This window comes from Thalassolituus marinus, assembly GCF_020320395.1.
In the GTDB taxonomy this organism is placed as follows: Bacteria; Pseudomonadota; Gammaproteobacteria; order Pseudomonadales; family Oceanobacteraceae; genus Venatoribacter; species Venatoribacter marinus.
This window is the reverse complement of sequence record NZ_JAEDAH010000041.1, coordinates 36,454-51,964: the sequence shown is the minus strand read 5'-3', so window position 1 is coordinate 51,964 and position 15,511 is coordinate 36,454. Positions and strand designations below refer to the sequence as shown.

The following is a 15,511-nucleotide window of genomic DNA, read 5'->3' as shown; positions in this document are numbered from 1 at the left end:
AGCGTTTGGTTTCCGTCTCAGTAAATCTCTTTCGGGTCTTTCAGTACCGCGTCTACGGTAACCCATTCGCCGTTTTCGTACACGCGATAGAAGCATGACTCACGGCCGGTATGACAGGCAATACCGCCTATCTGTTCAACCTGCAGGACAATAACGTCGGCATCGCAATCGAGGCGGACTTCATGCAGCGTCTGTACGTGGCCGGATTCTTCGCCCTTACGCCACAGTTTCTGGCGCGAGCGTGAATAGTAAATGGCACGGTTTTCCTGCACCGTCAGTTGCAGTGCTTCGCGATTCATCCAGGCCATCATCAGAATACGCCCGGTTTTGTGATCCTGAGCGATAGCCGGGACCAGACCATCGGCGTCCCATTTCACGGCATCAAGCCAGCTGCTCATAATAACTCCCCGCTTGGTTGAGGCCGCAGGATACCGCATGGGCCGGGGTTCGGGTAGTTCTTAAGCAGGAGGAAGCTTACGGGAGGGAAATTGCGGCAGCCCGCAGGCCGCCGCCGGGCAGGGAATCAGATCAGCCCTTGCTGGGTGGCCCATTGCAGGGTGTCATCCAGTGCGCGAGCGAACTTGCCGAGCAGTTCGTCAATCTGTTCACGGCTGATGATCAGCGGCGGGCAGAAAGCGATGGCAGTGCCGCCAACGGCGCGCAGAATCAGCCCGTGATCCTGGCAAGCCTGCTGCAGGCGGTAGGGTACCGTCGCCGGGAAGGCTTCGTCGCTGGCGCGGTTATGAAGGTCGACGGCAGCAATCAGGCCGCGACCGCGCACTTCACCGACCAGTGGGTGATCAGCAAACTGCTGCAGGCCGGCTTGCAGGTATTCACCGTTGCTGGCGGCGCGGGCGAAGATCTCATCGCGCTGATAGATCTCCAGAGTCTTCAGTGACACGGCACAGGCCACAGGGTGGCCGGAGTAGGTGTAACCGTGGCCGAACACACCGAGCTGGTTACTGGGCTCAATCATGGCCTGGTAGATACCACCTTTCACCACTGCCGCGCTGATTGGCAGGTAGGCGGACGATAACTGCTTGGCCAGACTCATCATGTCCGGCTTGATGCCCATGGTGGTGCAGCCGAAATCGTTCCCGGTGCGGCCGAAGCCGGTGATCACTTCGTCGGCCCAGAAGAAGATGTCGTATTTAGTCAGCAGCGCCTGCACCTTCTCGTAGTAACCGGCAGGCGGAATGATCACACCGCTGGCGCCGGTAATCGGCTCGGCAATAAAGGCGGCGATGGTTTCCGGACCTTCGGCGATAATCTGCTTTTCCAGATTGCCGACGATACGGTCGACAAACTGTGCTTCGCTTTCGCCGGCCAGCTTTTCGCGCAGGTAGTAGGGCGCATCGGTGCGGATGATGCCCAGTGCTTCCACCGGCAGATCAAAGTTGGTGTGGTTCACTTCCAGCCCGGTCAGACAGGCCGAGGCTACGGTGATGCCGTGGTAGGAGCGCTTGCGTGCAATGATCTTGCGCTTCTCCGGTTTGCCGATGGCATTGAAGTAGTAACGCAGCAGCTTGATCTGGGTATCGTTGGCATCGCTGCCGGAGTTACCGAAAAAGATATGCGCATCATCCACCGGCACCATGCTGCGGATTTTCTCGGCCAGATCCTTGCCGACCTGATGCGTCTTGCCGCCGAACATATGTGAGTACGATAGGTTGTGCAGCTGCTGGGTGGCGGCTTCGATCAGCTCCGGGTGGTTGTAGCCCAGCGAGGTACACCACAGCCCGGCCATGCCCTCCAGATATTTGTTACCCTGGTCGTCGTATACGTACACACCTTCGCCACGGGCGATACTCAGGGTTTCGCCGGTTTTCAGGTTGCTGGTTGGATAAATAATGGTGCTCATAGAGTAATGCTCTGCTTGTTAAAGCGCCGACCAGATGTCAGCGCTTTGGTGTCTGCTTAAGCGCGGTTCATGCCGCCCAGGCAGATGTATTTGGTTTCCAGATAATCATCGAGGCCGTACTTTGAACCTTCGCGTCCCTGACCGGATTCCTTCACGCCGCCGAACGGAATCACTTCCGAACTGATGGCGGTTTCGTTAACGCCGACCATGCCGTACTCCAGCGCTTCGCTGACGCGGAAAATACGTCCCATGTTTTCGCTGTACAGATACGACGCCAGACCAAACTCGGTATCGTTGGCCATGGCGATGGCTTGTTCTTCGCTTTCGAACTTAAACACCGGTGCTACCGGGCCAAAGATTTCTTCGCGGAACACGCGCATGCCGCTGTGCACATCGGTCAGTACCGTCGGCTGGTAAAAGTGTTCGCCCTGATCACCCGGCTGACCGCCGATCACCACTTTGGCGCCGCCAGCGACGGCATCCATCACTTTGGCATGTACTTCATTAACCGCCTTAACGGTAATTAACGGGCCGTGGGTGGTACCGTCGAGCAGGCCGTTACCAACGTTAAAGTGCTTCACTTTCTCGGCGAATTTAGCGACGAAGGCATCGTAGATACCGGCCTGTACCAGCATGCGGTTGGAGCAGATGCAGGTCTGGCCGGAGTTACGGTACTTGGCGGCAATCGCGCCATCCACGGCTCGGTCCAGATCGGCATCGTCAAACACAATAACCGGCGCATTTCCGCCCAGCTCCATCGACGTACGTTTCACCGTATCGGCACACTGTTTCATCAGTAACTTGCCCACCGGCGTTGAACCAGTGAAGGTCAGCTTGCGCACAATCGGGCTGCTGGTCATGGTGTTGCCAATGGCGGGGGCGTCGGTGCCGGTAATGACATTGAATACACCCTCCGGCAGACCGGCGCGTTTGCCCAGCTCGGCAATGGCCAGCGCCGATAGTGGTGTTTCGGCTGCCGGTTTCAGTACCACGCTGCAGCCCACGGCCAGCGCCGGAGCCACTTTGCGGGTAATCATGGCGTTGGGGAAATTCCAGGGGGTGATGGCAGCCACCACCCCGATTGGCTGTTTGATTACCAGGCCGCGACGATCGGGGGTTTGCGGAATAATGTCGCCGTACACGCGCTTGCCTTCTTCGGCAAACCACTTAAGGAAAGAGGCTCCATAGCCTACTTCACCGCGCGATTCGGCCAGCGGTTTACCCTGTTCGGCGGTCATCAGAATGGCCAGATCTTCCTGTGCTGCCATCATCAGATCGTACCAGCGTTCAAGGATGGCGCAGCGTTCTTTGGCGCTGCGCGCGCGCCATTCAATCTGTGCCTGTTCGGCAACCTTGATGGCTTGTGCGGTTTCATCGGCGCCCATATCAGCCACTTGGGCCAGCTGTTCGCCGGTCGCCGGGTTGATGACAGCAAAGGTTTTGCCACTGGCGGCAGCGCACCACTGGCCGTTGATAAACCCCTGTGTCTGCAATAATCCGCGGTCGTTCAGTTGCATGAAAATCTCCTTAGTTGCCAATCAGCATAGCTCTGGGAATCTTTGGCTAATATAATTACTTTCAGTTTCTTACATTTGAATATGCAAATGTAAACGTATCCTGTCCGGAGCCTGTATGGGACGCCGTAAAGCCGCTTTGCCCGGCCCTTTGTCTGACCTTGATCTGCGCCTGTTGCGCGTCTTTCGTGCGGTGGTGGAAGCCGGTGGCATCAGTGCCGCCGAGCTGCGCCTGAACCTCGCCAACTCCACCATTTCCAATTACATCGCGGAACTGGAAAGCCGTCTCGACATGCGCCTGTGTGAGCGCGGCCGCGGCGGTTTTGCTCTGACCAGTCAGGGGCGAGTGGTGTATGACGCCAGCGCAGAACTGTTCTCGGCGGTGGATCAGTTTCGCAGCCGGGTTAACCATTCCCATCAGCGCCTCCTTGGCCAGCTGAATCTGGCTTTTGCCGAGCATTTGCCGGGCGGGCCGGATTCGGTGATCGTGCGAGCACTGCGCCGTTTCAGTGAGCAGGCGCCGGATGTTGAGGTGAATATCATCACCCTCTCGTCCGATGACGTTACCAGCGCGGTTGTGGATAAAAAAGCCGACCTTGGGGTAACGGTGCTGACGCAGGCATTCGCGGAATTACAGACACTGCGCCTGTTCGATGAGCAAATGCAACTCTACTGTGCGCAGGGTCATCCTTTGTACGGACGCAGCGCTATTCAGGCGGAAGAACTGCAGCAATACCGCTTTGTTGAGTCGCCGCGGCTGATGCCGGGTCGGGAAATGTCGGAAGATGTGCGCTTATGGCAGCGCCAGGCGCGGGCCCATCATCAGGAGGCACGCGCGGCACTGATTCTGACCGGCCACTACCTCGGCATGTTGCCGGTACATATGGTGCGTAGCTGGGGGTATGAAGACCGCCTGCAGCCAGTGCTGGCAGAGCGTTATCGCTATACCAACACCTATGAAGCAATTCACCGGCGACAGCCGCGCAACGCTGATGCCGTGGCCTTGTTCAGCCGTTGTCTGCAGGCCGGGTGATTACAGACTGGCGAACAGCCTGAGCAGCCAGTCGCGCAGCAGGGCGTAGTCGCGCTGTTTGTATCAGTGGCTGGTTCGATATTCTGCAGTTCTGTGAAGACCACGGAACAGGGGAGTCCTTGCTGCCAGCCGACGAGGATGCTCGCGCCGCAGTGTTCGACTGGTGTCGGTTACTGGCCGATCCCGGTGGTCTGGGCTGGTATCGTCGCCTGCAGGCTGTGGCACTGGGTATGGCGCAGCAGGCGGGTGGGTTTCCGCAACCGGTGGCGCAGTATCTGGCAGCCAAGTACGGTTACGATGAACAGCAGGCTGGCGGTTATGAAGGCGAAGTGATCAGCCGCCTGGCACAGCTGGCACAGCAACTGCGTCAACAGCAGGCGCGCGGCGTACCCTACTTGTGCGGTGACTCGCTGAGCGCAGCGGATATCTACAGTGCCTGTTTTCTTGCCTATCTGAAGCCGCTGGATGAATCCCTGTGTGCTATGAATCCGGTGGTGCGTAAGGTATTTGAAAGTCTGACTCCCGGGGTGGCCGCGGCGCTGGATAACGTGATCGTTGGCCATCGCGATTACATTTATCGGCACTACCTGCAATTACCTGTACAGTTGTAAACCGCTTACGCAGAAACTATCTCTCAGAGGGTATGGCGGCGCTGTGCACAGTCGCCTATTGTGAGCGTATACAGGCCGCTGTGCCGGGATTACAGGATACGTCAATGCAAAGCCAATACCCTGCTTCTTATTACGCGGCATCCGCCAACCGTAAGGATGCCCGCCCTTCTCTGACTGAATCACTGCAAGCAGATGTGTGCGTGGTGGGTGCTGGTTTTACCGGCCTGTCGACGGCGCTGCATCTGGCTGAGCGCGGTTTTTCCGTGGTGGTACTGGAAGGCAGCCGTATTGGCTTTGGCGCTTCCGGTCGCAATGGCGGTCAGATTGTTCACAGCTACAGTCGTGATATGGATTTCATCGAACGTCACTACGGTAAGCGTACTGCGGATGCGATGGGATCCATGGCCTTTGAGGGCGGCAAAATCATTCGCCGTCTGGTGAAGGATCACGATATTCAGTGTGACCTGAAAGACGGCGGTATTTTTGCCTCGTGTAATAACAAACAATTCCGTGGCCTGCAGCACCACAAAGCGCTGTGGGAAAAATACGGCAACGACCAGCTGGAATTACTGAGTGCCGACGAGGTTAAGAAATACATTGGCACTGAGCGTTACACCGGTGCACTGCTGGATAAAAGCGGTGGCCATATTCACCCGCTCAATCTGACTCTGGGTGAAGCCGATGCAATCGAAAAACTGGGCGGAAAAATATTTGAAAACTCACCGGTGACCTTTGTCCAGCAGGGCGAAAAAGCCGTTGTTAAAACTGCTCAGGGTGAAGTGACAGCCAGTTATGTCGTGGTGGCGGGGAATGCTTACCTGAATGGTATTGGTGATCAGCTGCCGGAGCTGACGCAGAAATCCATGCCCTGCGGAACTCAGGTGATTACCACCGAGCCGCTGAGTGAAGAATTGCAGCGTGAGCTGTTACCACAGGATTACTGTGTCGAGGACAGTAACTACCTGCTCGACTATTACCGTATCAGTGGCGATGGTCGTCTGATTTACGGTGGTGGTGTGACCTACGGTGCACGTGAACCAGGAAAAATTGAATCGCTGATCCGTCCGAAAATGCTGAAAACGTTCCCGCAATTAAAAGACGTGAAAGTGGATTACGCCTGGACCGGTAACTTCCTGCTGACGTTAATGCGTTTACCGCAGTTCGGTCGTATTGGCAGCAATATTTATTATGCTCAGGGCTACAGTGGTCATGGTGTAACCTCGACTCACCTGGCGGGTGAACTGATTGCCAGTGCGATTCAGGGGCAGGCGGAACGCTTCGATGTGTTTGCCAGTTTGCCGCAGTATCCGTTCCCGGGTGGTCGTCTGCTGCGTGTACCTTACACCGCAATGGGTGCTTTCTATTACGACATGCGCGATAAGCTCGGTATCTGAGCCGGTTCGCTATGATCACAAATTAAGGCCTGCATTCAGCAGGCCTTAATTTTGTCCTTCAGCCAGCGAATGCCGCTGTCCTGTTGTTGCAGTGGATGCACCACCAGTGACATATCCCAGCTGGGAATGGCGGCTGGTGCTTTCACCATGGTTACCGGCAGCCAGTCGCAGAATAATTCTGCCATCCGTTGCGGTAGCGTCAGAAGCGCCCGGCGTTGACTGACCAGACGCGCCGCTGCCAGATAATTAATCATCTGTGCACAATGCTGACGCTTCTGTTTGCGCCCGGCCAGCCAGCGATCAATACCTGTGGTGCTGCTGTCGGTCTGATCAAGCATGGTGACGTGAGGGAGCGCCAGGTACTGACGCAGTGTCAGACTGTCGGGAATATCGGTGAAGCGACTGCCGGCAAGACAAGCCGGGCGTTCGCTGAGCCAGGGCTCGCGCATCAGGTGAGCGGGCAGGCTGACACTGCTGTCGATGCCAACCACCATATCCACCCGGCCGTCTTCCAGATCCTGCATGGACGCCGCCGGACCAATCATTTCCAGATTGATCACAACCCCCGGAGCCGAGTCGGCCAGTTGCTGCATTAATGTTGGAAACATAACAGCTTCAAAAAAATCGGTGACGGCGAGGGTAAAGTGGCGCTCGCTGGTGGTCGGGTCAAACTCTGTCGGCTGATTCAGGGTGTTATCGACCCGGCGCAGAATGTGACGCACATCGGCCAGCATCGACAACGCGCGCGGCGTAGGCTGTAAGCCACTGCCACAACGAATCAGAATCGGGTCGTTAAGTTGTTCACGCAGACGATTCAGCGCATGGCTGGTGGCGGACTGACTGAGAAACAGACGCTCACTGGCACGGGTGACATGGGATTCGGACACCAGAGCTTCGAATACCCGGAGCAGATTAAGATCAAAATTCGCAGGCGACATATTGGTCTCCATGGTATGCATGCTATGCATTTAAGCACACATACTATTCATTTTACTCATTCATGGGCAGGGGTTAGTCTGCTTTGTAATGAATCATTTCTGATCAATCAGGAGCAAGAATATGAGTGGCGCAGATTCCGGCGGTAACAGCGTTACCGCCAATGCTGATCTGGCGATTTACGCCGGTCTGGGCATGACCTTTATGCAGTGTCCGGTAACCCGTGATATCAGCAACAGTGACGCTGACGTCATTGTGCTGGGGGTACCGTTTGACATGGCAACCTCCGGTCGCCCGGGGGCGCGTTTCGGGCCTGCGGGTGTACGAGCAGCGTCTGCCAACCTGGTGTGGGAAGGCGCGCGCTGGCCGTGGGATTTTGCCCTGGACGATCGTCTGAAAGTAGAAGATGCCGGCAACGTCGATTTTAAACATGGTGAACCACAAACCATGGTCGACAACCTGCAGGCGGCCGTACGAGCCATTGTTGGCAGCGGTAAAACATCACTGGTATTTGGCGGTGATCATTTTATCGCGCTGCCGGTCATTCGCGAGGTAGCAGCAAAGCACGGCCCGCTGGCGCTGGTGCATTTTGATGCTCATACCGACACCTATGACGGTGGCAGCGCTTACGATCACGGTACGCTGTTTCATCACGCGGTGCAGGAAGGTCTGCTCGATACAGAGCATTCCATTCAGATTGGTATTCGTACCGCCTATGAAACTGAGAACCATCCGTTCGAAGTCATTGATGCGGCGCAAGCCAATGACCTGGGATGGGCCGGAACGCTGGAACGTATTAAGCAACGCGTTGGTGATAAGCCGGTGTATGTCAGCTTTGATATTGATGCACTGGACCCGGCGTTTGCTCCGGGTACAGGAACGCCGGTACTGGCTGGCCTTACCAGTGATTTCGCACTGAAAGTGATTCGCGGTTTGCAGGGGCTGAATCTGAAAGGTATGGATGTGGTGGAAGTTGCGCCAGCCTATGACCATGCAGAAATTACCTCTCTGGCCGGTGCCACGCTGGCGCTGGAGTTTCTTTACGCACTGGCCGCCAGTCGCTGATATCGGGGCTTTGTCGAACAGGAATCAGACGGCGTATTGAACATGCATTGATGCGTATTCTGGTTCTTGTTGTTCATCGCTCTGACCGCTGAAAACGGAGGAAGGCCCGTTTTCAGCGGACATTAATATAACGAATAAAATACGCTCTCTTGTCTTCATGACGGCTCTTACCTGACTATGAGAAAAGAACCATGAAGCTTAGAAAAACATTCTCTGCAGCCATTATGGCAGCAGCCTGCTCGTCAGCCGTTCAGGCTGAAAATATTGTGAATCTGTTTAACTGGTCGGACTACATTGACCCTCAGGCGATCGAACGCTTTGAGAAAGAGTCAGACATTAAAGTGAACTACAGCGTGTTCGATTCCAATGAAATGCTGGAAGCTAAACTGATGCCGGGTCGCTCCGGATTTGATGTGGTGGTGCCCAGTAATTCCTTTCTTGAACGCCAGATTAAAGCGGGTGTATACGCAGAGATAGATAAATCCCGTCTGAAAAACTATGCCAATCTCGATGCCGATCTTCTGGCCAAGGTAGCGATCAATGACCCCGATAACCGCTTTGGCGTACCGTACGCCTGGGGGACGATTGGTCTGGGCTACAACGTTGCGGAAATTAAAAAACGTCTTGGCGAGTTACCAGCTGACACGCTGGATCTGGTGTTCAATCCGGAACTGTCAGCTAAGTTACAGGATTGTGGTATTGCGATTCTGGATTCGCCTGCGGAAATTACCGGTATCGCACTGAACTATCTCGGTCTTGATCCGAATTCGGAAAGCAAAAGTGGCCTGCAACAGGCTGCTGCTCTGCTCAAAGCCAACGCAGCTCAGTATCGTTATTTCCATTCCAGTCGGTATATTGCCGATCTGGCCAGTGGCGAAATCTGTCTTGCGCTGGGTTATAACGGCGATGTTCTGCAGGCCGCTGGTCGTGCCGAAGAAGCGGGCAATGGCATTGCCATTGATTACGCAATTCCGAAAGAAGGCACTCTGTTGTGGTTCGATCTGATGGCCATTCCAGCCGATGCTGGTCATATTGATGCTGCATACCAGCTTATCGACTTTATTCTGACCCCTCAGGCTGCAGCGGATATTTCTAACTATGTATATTTCGCCGTTCCGAATACGAAGGTTGATGCGCTGTTGTCCGATGATGTGAAGACCAATCCGGGAATTTATCCGGGTGCTGAAGTAAAAGAAAAGTTGTTTACTCAGGCATCCCATTCACTGAAATTCGACAGGCTACTTACCCGAGAGTGGACCAATATAAAAACCGGACGCTGAGTATTCAGGCAATAAAAAACCCCGATAAAGCAATTTATCGGGGTTTTTTATTGGTTTTTTAAATCAGAGCCGGATAAGGCTCAGTACCAGATTCTGGCTGCAATGGTTCTATACGGCCGTCAGCAATCCGCCGGATGATCGTTGACCTGTGTAGCGATGATGTACCCGGCGGGTGATACCGGTAAACAGAGTATAGGAAATGGTATCGCAGCAGGGGGCTACTTCGTTGGCCAGTAATTGCTTGCCCCATAACTCAACCGGATCACCAATGCCGGCATTAATACCGGTCAGGTCGACGGTGATCATGTCCATCGATACCCGGCCAATAATGCGTGTGCGCTGACCGTTAACAATTACCGGTGTGCCGGTCTTCGCCTGACGAGGGTAACCATCGGCATAGCCCATGGCAATTGTGCCGACACGGGTGGCTTTATCGCAGACAAAGGTGCCGCTGTAACCCACCGCATCGCCGGGCTGTAAGTCATGCACAGCAATAATTTCTGTGCTCAGGGTCATGGCCGGGCGCAGTTGCTGATCAATGGCCTGTCCCTCAGCAAAAGGAGAAGAGCCGTAAAGCATAATCCCCGGACGCTGCCACTGACGGTGAGCGCTGCTGTGAATCAGGGTGCCAGCCGAATTGGCAATACTGACGGGTGAAGGACACTGGCGCGATATATCATCCAGACATTGCAGCTGTGCTGCGGTTACCGGACTGTGCGGATCATCGGCACTGCTGAAGTGGCTCATCAGAGTAATGCTGGCGACCTGTGGCAGTGCTTTTAACTGTTGCCAGGCAGCAGGGTATTCGGCGGCAGAGAAGCCGAGCCGATGCATGCCAGTGTCCAGTTTCAGCCAGATATGCAGCGGTTTTTTTATGCTCGCGCTGGTGATGGCATCAATCTGCTGCTGATTATGTACGGCAGTCCACAGATTGTGTTCGCTGATATAGTTCAGCTCATCGGCGCTGAAAAACCCTTCCAGCAACAGGATAGGTTTACGAATACCGGCGACGCGCAGTTCGGCCGCTTCTTCGATGCAGGCAACGGCAAAGGCATCGGCTTCGCTTTCCAGTTTACGTGCCACCGGCACCGCGCCATGGCCATAGGCATTGGCTTTAACAACGGCCAGCGCCTGCTGTTCCGGTGCCAGCGATTTTGCCAGACGATAATTGTGGGCGATGGCTTCAAGATCAATGGTAACGGTGGCAGGACGGGCCATAGTGCTTACCTCAGACAACCATAATGGCTTCGATTTCAATGTCGGCATCCTTTGGCAATGCCTTGACCGCATAGGCAGCACGGGCCGGATAAGGTTCATCGAAAAAGGTCGTCATAATGCTGTTCACTTCGGCGAAGTATTTCAGGTCGGACAGCAGCACCGTGATCTTAACGAAGTCATTCAGTGAACCACCGGCGGCTTCAGCCACCGCTTTCAGGTTGTTAAATACCTGCACTGCCTGGGCCTCGAATGATTCGCTGACCATTTCCATTGTTTGCGGGTTGAGTGGAATCTGGCCGGAGAAATAAACGGTATTGCCGACTTTAACGGCCTGAGAATAAGTGCCGATGGCTGCGGGTGCATTGGCAGTGGCGATGATGGTTTTTTCAGTCATAAGATGTCTCCTGAATAAATGCGGGGTGGATTCAGCCGTAGCGCGCGACAGACAGCCCGGCAGGGTCGATATCGGGGGTGTTGCCACTGACAATGTCAGCAACGAATTTTGATGCGCCCAGCGACATGGTCCAGCCAAGGGTGCCGTGGCCGGTGTTAAGAATTAAATTGTCGTAGCGGGTTTCGCCCAGTACCGGCACGCTGTCAGGTGTCATGGGGCGCAGGCCGGTCCAGAATTCTGCGGCTTCAACATCGCCGCCACCGGGAAACAAATCCCGTACTGAAAATTCAATGGCTGCCCGACGTTTATCGCTGAGTTCTTTGTTGTAGCTGGCAATTTCAGCGATGCCACCAACGCGGATACGATCATCAAAGCGTGTTACTGCCACTTTGTATTTCTGGTCCATAACGGTGGACACTGGTGCCTTGTCGGCATCAATAATCGGCATGGTTAGTGAGTAACCTTTGAGCGGATAAACCGGCACCTGAATACCAATTTTGCTGAGTAGGAATGGCGAATAGCTGCCCAGGGCAACCACGTATTTATCGGCGCGTAATTCACCGGCGGAGGTTTTCACGCAGGTGACTTTGCCTTTGGCGGTTTCAATCGACTGAATATCCGTTTCCATCAGAAAGGTGACACCCAGCTTGCGGCATTCTTCTGCCAGACCGTTGGTGAACTTGTAGCAGTCGCCGGTGCCATCGCCGGGCAGAAATAAGCCGCCAACGATTTTCTCGCGGACGTTGGCCAGCGCTGGTTCCCGTTCAATGCATTCGGCTACATCGACCAGTTTGTGGGGAACCTGACAGCGTTGCAGAATAGCGATGTCGCCACTGGCAGCATCCATTTCCTTCTGGCTGCGGAACACCTCCAGTGTGCCTTTCATGCGCAGGTCGTAATCCAGTGATACTTCATTGTTCAGTTCACGGAAGCACTGTGCGCTGTAGCGTGCTACACGAAGCATACGTTCCTTGTTGATATCAAAGGCGCGGGTGTTGCACTGCCCCAGCATGCGGGTCATGAAACGCAGGGTGTTGGCATCAAAATCTTTCAGGCTGAAATACAGCGGTGAAATATCCTGCAGCATCCACTTCATAACTTTCAGTGGGACATCGGCCGAACCCCATGGCGTGGAATAGTCGAAAGACAGCATACCGGCATTGGCGTAGCTGGCTTCCGTCGCTGGCGTTTCCAGACGATCGACAACCGTGACCTCATGTCCGGCCTTTGCCAGATACCAGGCGCTGGTAACGCCGATAACACCGCTGCCAAGAACCAGAATTTTCATACGTGCCTCAGGAAAAAGTTCAGAATCAGATATCACCAGTCTAGGTGTTTTTTGCCAGAGGAAAGCTTTGAAGTTTTTAATTAAAAAGCGTAAAAAACTGGGAAATTATTTTTAAAAAGTGGATTTAACTTTTATGAGTTATGCTAAAAAACGGCCTCTGGACAAACTGGACATAAGCATCCTGCGTGCCCTGCAGCGTGATGGTCGCATCAGTTATGTTGATCTGGCGGATAAAGTCGGGCTGAGCTCAACCCCTTGTATAGAGCGGGTGAAACGATTGGAAAAAGAGGGCTATATCACCGGTTATCATGCCCATCTGGATCCCGAAAAACTGGGCTACAACATGCTGGTTTTTGTCGAAATATCATTGTCTTACCAGTCTCCTGATGCCTTTATGAAATTCAGCGAAGCCGTCAGGCAGCTGCCCTATATCCTGGAGTGCCATCTGGTATCGGGTGATGCTGACTATCTGATTAAAGCGCGCATTAATGGCATGTCGGAGTACCGCGCGTTGCTGGGCGATATGCTGCTGACATTGCCGGGGGTGAAAAACTCCAAGAGCTACATTGTTATGGAAGAAGTTAAGGAAAGTCTGGAATTACCGGTGGAGTACCGAAAAGGCTGATCTGGCCTGAATAGCAAAGCTGACAATCCGGGCCATTGTCTGTCCTGCTATTGCACAAAGCATTTTGTGATCACAGAATTGTGATCACATTTTGAATACTCTACCGGAGTGTGCCATGAGCCCACAGTCAGCGATTCAGCACGAGGATGCCCTGCACCACCTGCACCCTTTCACTAACAGCGGCCGCCTGAATAAGAAAGGCGCCCGGGTGATTACCCGCGCCGAAGGCGTCTATATCTGGGATGAAGGTGGACAGAAGATCATCGACGGCATGGCTGGTCTGTGGTGTGTAAACCTGGGGTATGGCCGTACCGAACTGGCGGATGTTGCTAACGAACAGATGCGGGTACTGCCGTATTACAACACCTTCTTCCAGACCACTCATGGTCCGGCAGCAGCACTGGCAAAAGCCATTGCCGAGGTGACGCCGGGCGACCTCAATCATATTTTCTTTGCCAACTCCGGCTCCGAAGCGATCGACACCATTATGCGTCTGGCGCGTCATTACTGGGCGATCAAGGGTAAACCCTATCGCAACATCCTTATTGCCCGTGAGAATGCCTACCACGGCAGTACACTGGCTGGGGCCAGCCTTGGCGGTATGGGTGGTATGCATAAGCAGGGCGCGCCTCTGGTGCCGGGTATTGAGCGTATTCGCCAGCCTTACTGGTATGGCGAAGGCGGCGACATGAGTGAAGACGAATTTGGTCTGGCTTGTGCCCGTGCGCTGGAAGAAAAAATTCTGCAGGTCGGCCCCGATAATGTAGCGGCATTTATCGGCGAACCGATTCAGGGGGCGGGTGGTGTGATTGTGCCGCCGGAAACCTACTGGCCTGAAATTCAGCGTATCTGTCGCAAGTACGACATTCTGCTGGTCGCGGATGAGGTGATTTGTGGCTTTGGCCGTACCGGTAACTGGTTCGGTAGTCAGACCTACGGCATTGAGCCGGATATGATTTCCATGGCCAAGGGCCTGTCGTCCGGTTATCTGCCGATTGCCGCAGTGGCGGTCGGTGATCGTGTGGCCAATGCACTGATTGATCACGATGAAGATTTTAACCACGGCTTCACCTATTCCGGTCATCCGGTTGCGGCGGCGGTGGCGTTAAAAACCATCGAAATCATGCAGCAGGAAAACATCGTTGAGCGTGTGCGTGATGTCATTGCGCCGTATTTCCAGCAGAAGCTGGCGGAGCTGGCGGACCATCCGCTGGTTGGCCATATCGATAAAAAAGGTCTGGTCGCGGGCATGGCGCTGATGATGGATAAGGCCACTAAAACTCCGTTTCCGGCGGATATTGATATCGGCATGATCTGTCGTGATCACTGTTTCGAGAACGGTTTGATTATGCGTGCCACCGGCAGTCGTATGATTCTGTCGCCGCCGCTGGTCATCACCGAAGCGGAGCTGGATGAGCTGTTCCTGAAAGCCCGTCACTGTCTCGATCTGACGTTAAAAACAGTGCAGGACATGGGGGTGATCTGATGGCTGAATCCACCGAAGTTAAATCGTCGCGTCAGCTGGCCGGTCTGATCGATCACCTGCGTATGGCCAGTTTCCCGAAAGAGCTGGCTGATTTTCTGTCTTCTGTGTGTCTGTTCGATACCTGCCTGATGGTGGTGTTTAAGCAGGGAACGGCGCCGGCGCTGGTGTATACCGAAAGTGACGACATCAGCCCGGCCCTGGATACTTATCTGAGCAAAAGTTATTTACTCGATCCTGTGTATAACGTGCTGCAGAAGGGGGCCGCTGAAGGTGTGTTCCGCCTCAGCGCAATTGCGCCGGATTCCTTTATGCACAGTGAATATTTTCACAGCTGCTATCAGTCGTTTGATCTCATTGATGAAATTAACCTGGTGACGGAACTGGAAGAAGATTGCTACTTCACTTTGTCGCTGGGACGTAAGTCATCACTGGGCAGTATTACCCGTGCAGAACTGAATAAACTGCAGGGCTATTTCCCCATGTTGTGTTCACTGATTCGTCAGTTCTGGATTTCCAACGCCGACGATTTTCTGCCGCAGGACCGTAGTCGCAGCACTCTTACTCAGGCGCTGCGCACATTCGGTCGTGGTGTACTGACGCGTCGTGAGCAGGAAATTACCGCTCTGATTCTGCAGGGGCACAGCTCGCAGTCGATTGCCAGTCAGCTGAGTATCAGTGTGGGAACAGTGAAAGTGCATCGGAAAAATATTCATGCGCGGCTGAATACCTCACAGCAGAGTGAAATTTTTACCCTGTTCCTCAATCATCTGAGTGAAATGGAAATGCGTATTGTTGCCTGACCTTAA

Annotated in this window: 15 protein-coding genes; 8 read left to right on the top strand and 7 right to left on the bottom strand. The window is 54.3% G+C overall.

Annotated features, from left to right (window positions below; translation table 11 throughout):
- Positions 1–17: 17 nt before the first annotated feature.
- The 3 genes from hisI to I9W95_RS07880 form a co-directional block, all read right to left on the bottom strand.
- A complete protein-coding gene (hisI, locus tag I9W95_RS07890; RefSeq protein ID WP_225673600.1) occupies positions 18–398 on the bottom strand; it encodes a phosphoribosyl-AMP cyclohydrolase in 381 nt (126 codons plus the stop codon).
- 125 nt (positions 399–523) lie between these two features.
- Positions 524–1,861, bottom strand: a complete 1,338-nt coding sequence (locus tag I9W95_RS07885) for an aminotransferase (RefSeq protein WP_225673597.1) — start codon at positions 1,859–1,861, stop codon at positions 524–526.
- Positions 1,862–1,917: 56 nt separating this feature from the next.
- Positions 1,918–3,378, bottom strand: coding sequence for an NAD-dependent succinate-semialdehyde dehydrogenase (locus I9W95_RS07880; RefSeq protein WP_263866136.1), 1,461 nt, complete (start codon positions 3,376–3,378; stop codon positions 1,918–1,920).
- 115 nt (positions 3,379–3,493) lie between these two features.
- On the opposite strand from I9W95_RS07880, the gene I9W95_RS07875 reads away from it, so the two are divergent.
- From I9W95_RS07875 to I9W95_RS07865, 3 genes are all read left to right on the top strand, one after another.
- Entirely contained in the window at positions 3,494–4,408 is a 915-nt protein-coding gene (locus I9W95_RS07875) for a LysR family transcriptional regulator (protein WP_225673595.1), read from the top strand.
- A gap of 119 nt (positions 4,409–4,527) precedes the next feature.
- Complete coding sequence (locus I9W95_RS07870) at positions 4,528–5,019, top strand: glutathione binding-like protein (protein WP_225673593.1); 492 nt, start codon at positions 4,528–4,530, stop codon at positions 5,017–5,019.
- Between the two features lie 104 nt (positions 5,020–5,123).
- On the top strand, positions 5,124–6,413 hold the full coding sequence (locus I9W95_RS07865) for an NAD(P)/FAD-dependent oxidoreductase (protein WP_225673591.1): 1,290 nt from the start codon (positions 5,124–5,126) through the stop codon (positions 6,411–6,413).
- A 35-nt stretch (positions 6,414–6,448) separates the two neighbouring features.
- On the opposite strand, the gene I9W95_RS07860 is transcribed toward I9W95_RS07865, so the two are convergent.
- Positions 6,449–7,351, bottom strand: a complete 903-nt coding sequence (locus I9W95_RS07860; RefSeq protein ID WP_225673589.1) for a LysR family transcriptional regulator — start codon at positions 7,349–7,351, stop codon at positions 6,449–6,451.
- Positions 7,352–7,472: 121 nt separating this feature from the next.
- Between I9W95_RS07860 and speB the strand changes: the two genes are divergently transcribed.
- Complete coding sequence (gene speB, locus I9W95_RS07855; protein WP_225673587.1) at positions 7,473–8,414, top strand: agmatinase; 942 nt, start codon at positions 7,473–7,475, stop codon at positions 8,412–8,414.
- 191 nt (positions 8,415–8,605) lie between these two features.
- Positions 8,606–9,694 carry a polyamine ABC transporter substrate-binding protein gene (locus tag I9W95_RS07850; RefSeq protein WP_225673585.1) on the top strand — a complete coding sequence of 363 codons (1,089 nt, stop codon included), beginning with the start codon at positions 8,606–8,608 and terminating at the stop codon, positions 9,692–9,694.
- Between the two features lie 108 nt (positions 9,695–9,802).
- Here I9W95_RS07850 and alr read toward each other — a convergent pair whose 3' ends face one another.
- Genes alr through I9W95_RS07835 form a run of 3 tightly spaced genes read right to left on the bottom strand, consistent with a single transcriptional unit; the run spans position 9,803 to position 12,594 of the window.
- Positions 9,803–10,912, bottom strand: coding sequence for an alanine racemase (gene alr, locus I9W95_RS07845; protein WP_225673583.1), 1,110 nt, complete (start codon positions 10,910–10,912; stop codon positions 9,803–9,805).
- 10 nt (positions 10,913–10,922) lie between these two features.
- On the bottom strand, positions 10,923–11,306 hold the full coding sequence (locus I9W95_RS07840; RefSeq protein WP_225673582.1) for a RidA family protein: 384 nt from the start codon (positions 11,304–11,306) through the stop codon (positions 10,923–10,925).
- 31 nt (positions 11,307–11,337) lie between these two features.
- Complete coding sequence (locus I9W95_RS07835; RefSeq protein ID WP_225673579.1) at positions 11,338–12,594, bottom strand: D-amino acid dehydrogenase; 1,257 nt, start codon at positions 12,592–12,594, stop codon at positions 11,338–11,340.
- A gap of 133 nt (positions 12,595–12,727) precedes the next feature.
- Between I9W95_RS07835 and I9W95_RS07830 the strand changes: the two genes are divergently transcribed.
- The 3 genes from I9W95_RS07830 to I9W95_RS07820 all read left to right on the top strand — a co-directional run bounded on the left by I9W95_RS07830 (position 12,728) and on the right by I9W95_RS07820 (position 15,505).
- A complete protein-coding gene (locus I9W95_RS07830) occupies positions 12,728–13,219 on the top strand; it encodes a winged helix-turn-helix transcriptional regulator (protein ID WP_225673577.1) in 492 nt (163 codons plus the stop codon).
- 115 nt (positions 13,220–13,334) lie between these two features.
- Positions 13,335–14,705: an aspartate aminotransferase family protein gene (locus I9W95_RS07825; RefSeq protein WP_225673576.1), complete on the top strand. Its 1,371-nt coding sequence runs from the start codon at positions 13,335–13,337 to the stop codon at positions 14,703–14,705.
- Positions 14,705–15,505, top strand: a complete 801-nt coding sequence (locus tag I9W95_RS07820; RefSeq protein WP_225673574.1) for a helix-turn-helix domain-containing protein — start codon at positions 14,705–14,707, stop codon at positions 15,503–15,505. Before I9W95_RS07825 ends, I9W95_RS07820 begins: the two co-directional genes overlap by 1 nt.
- Positions 15,506–15,511 lie beyond the last annotated feature (6 nt).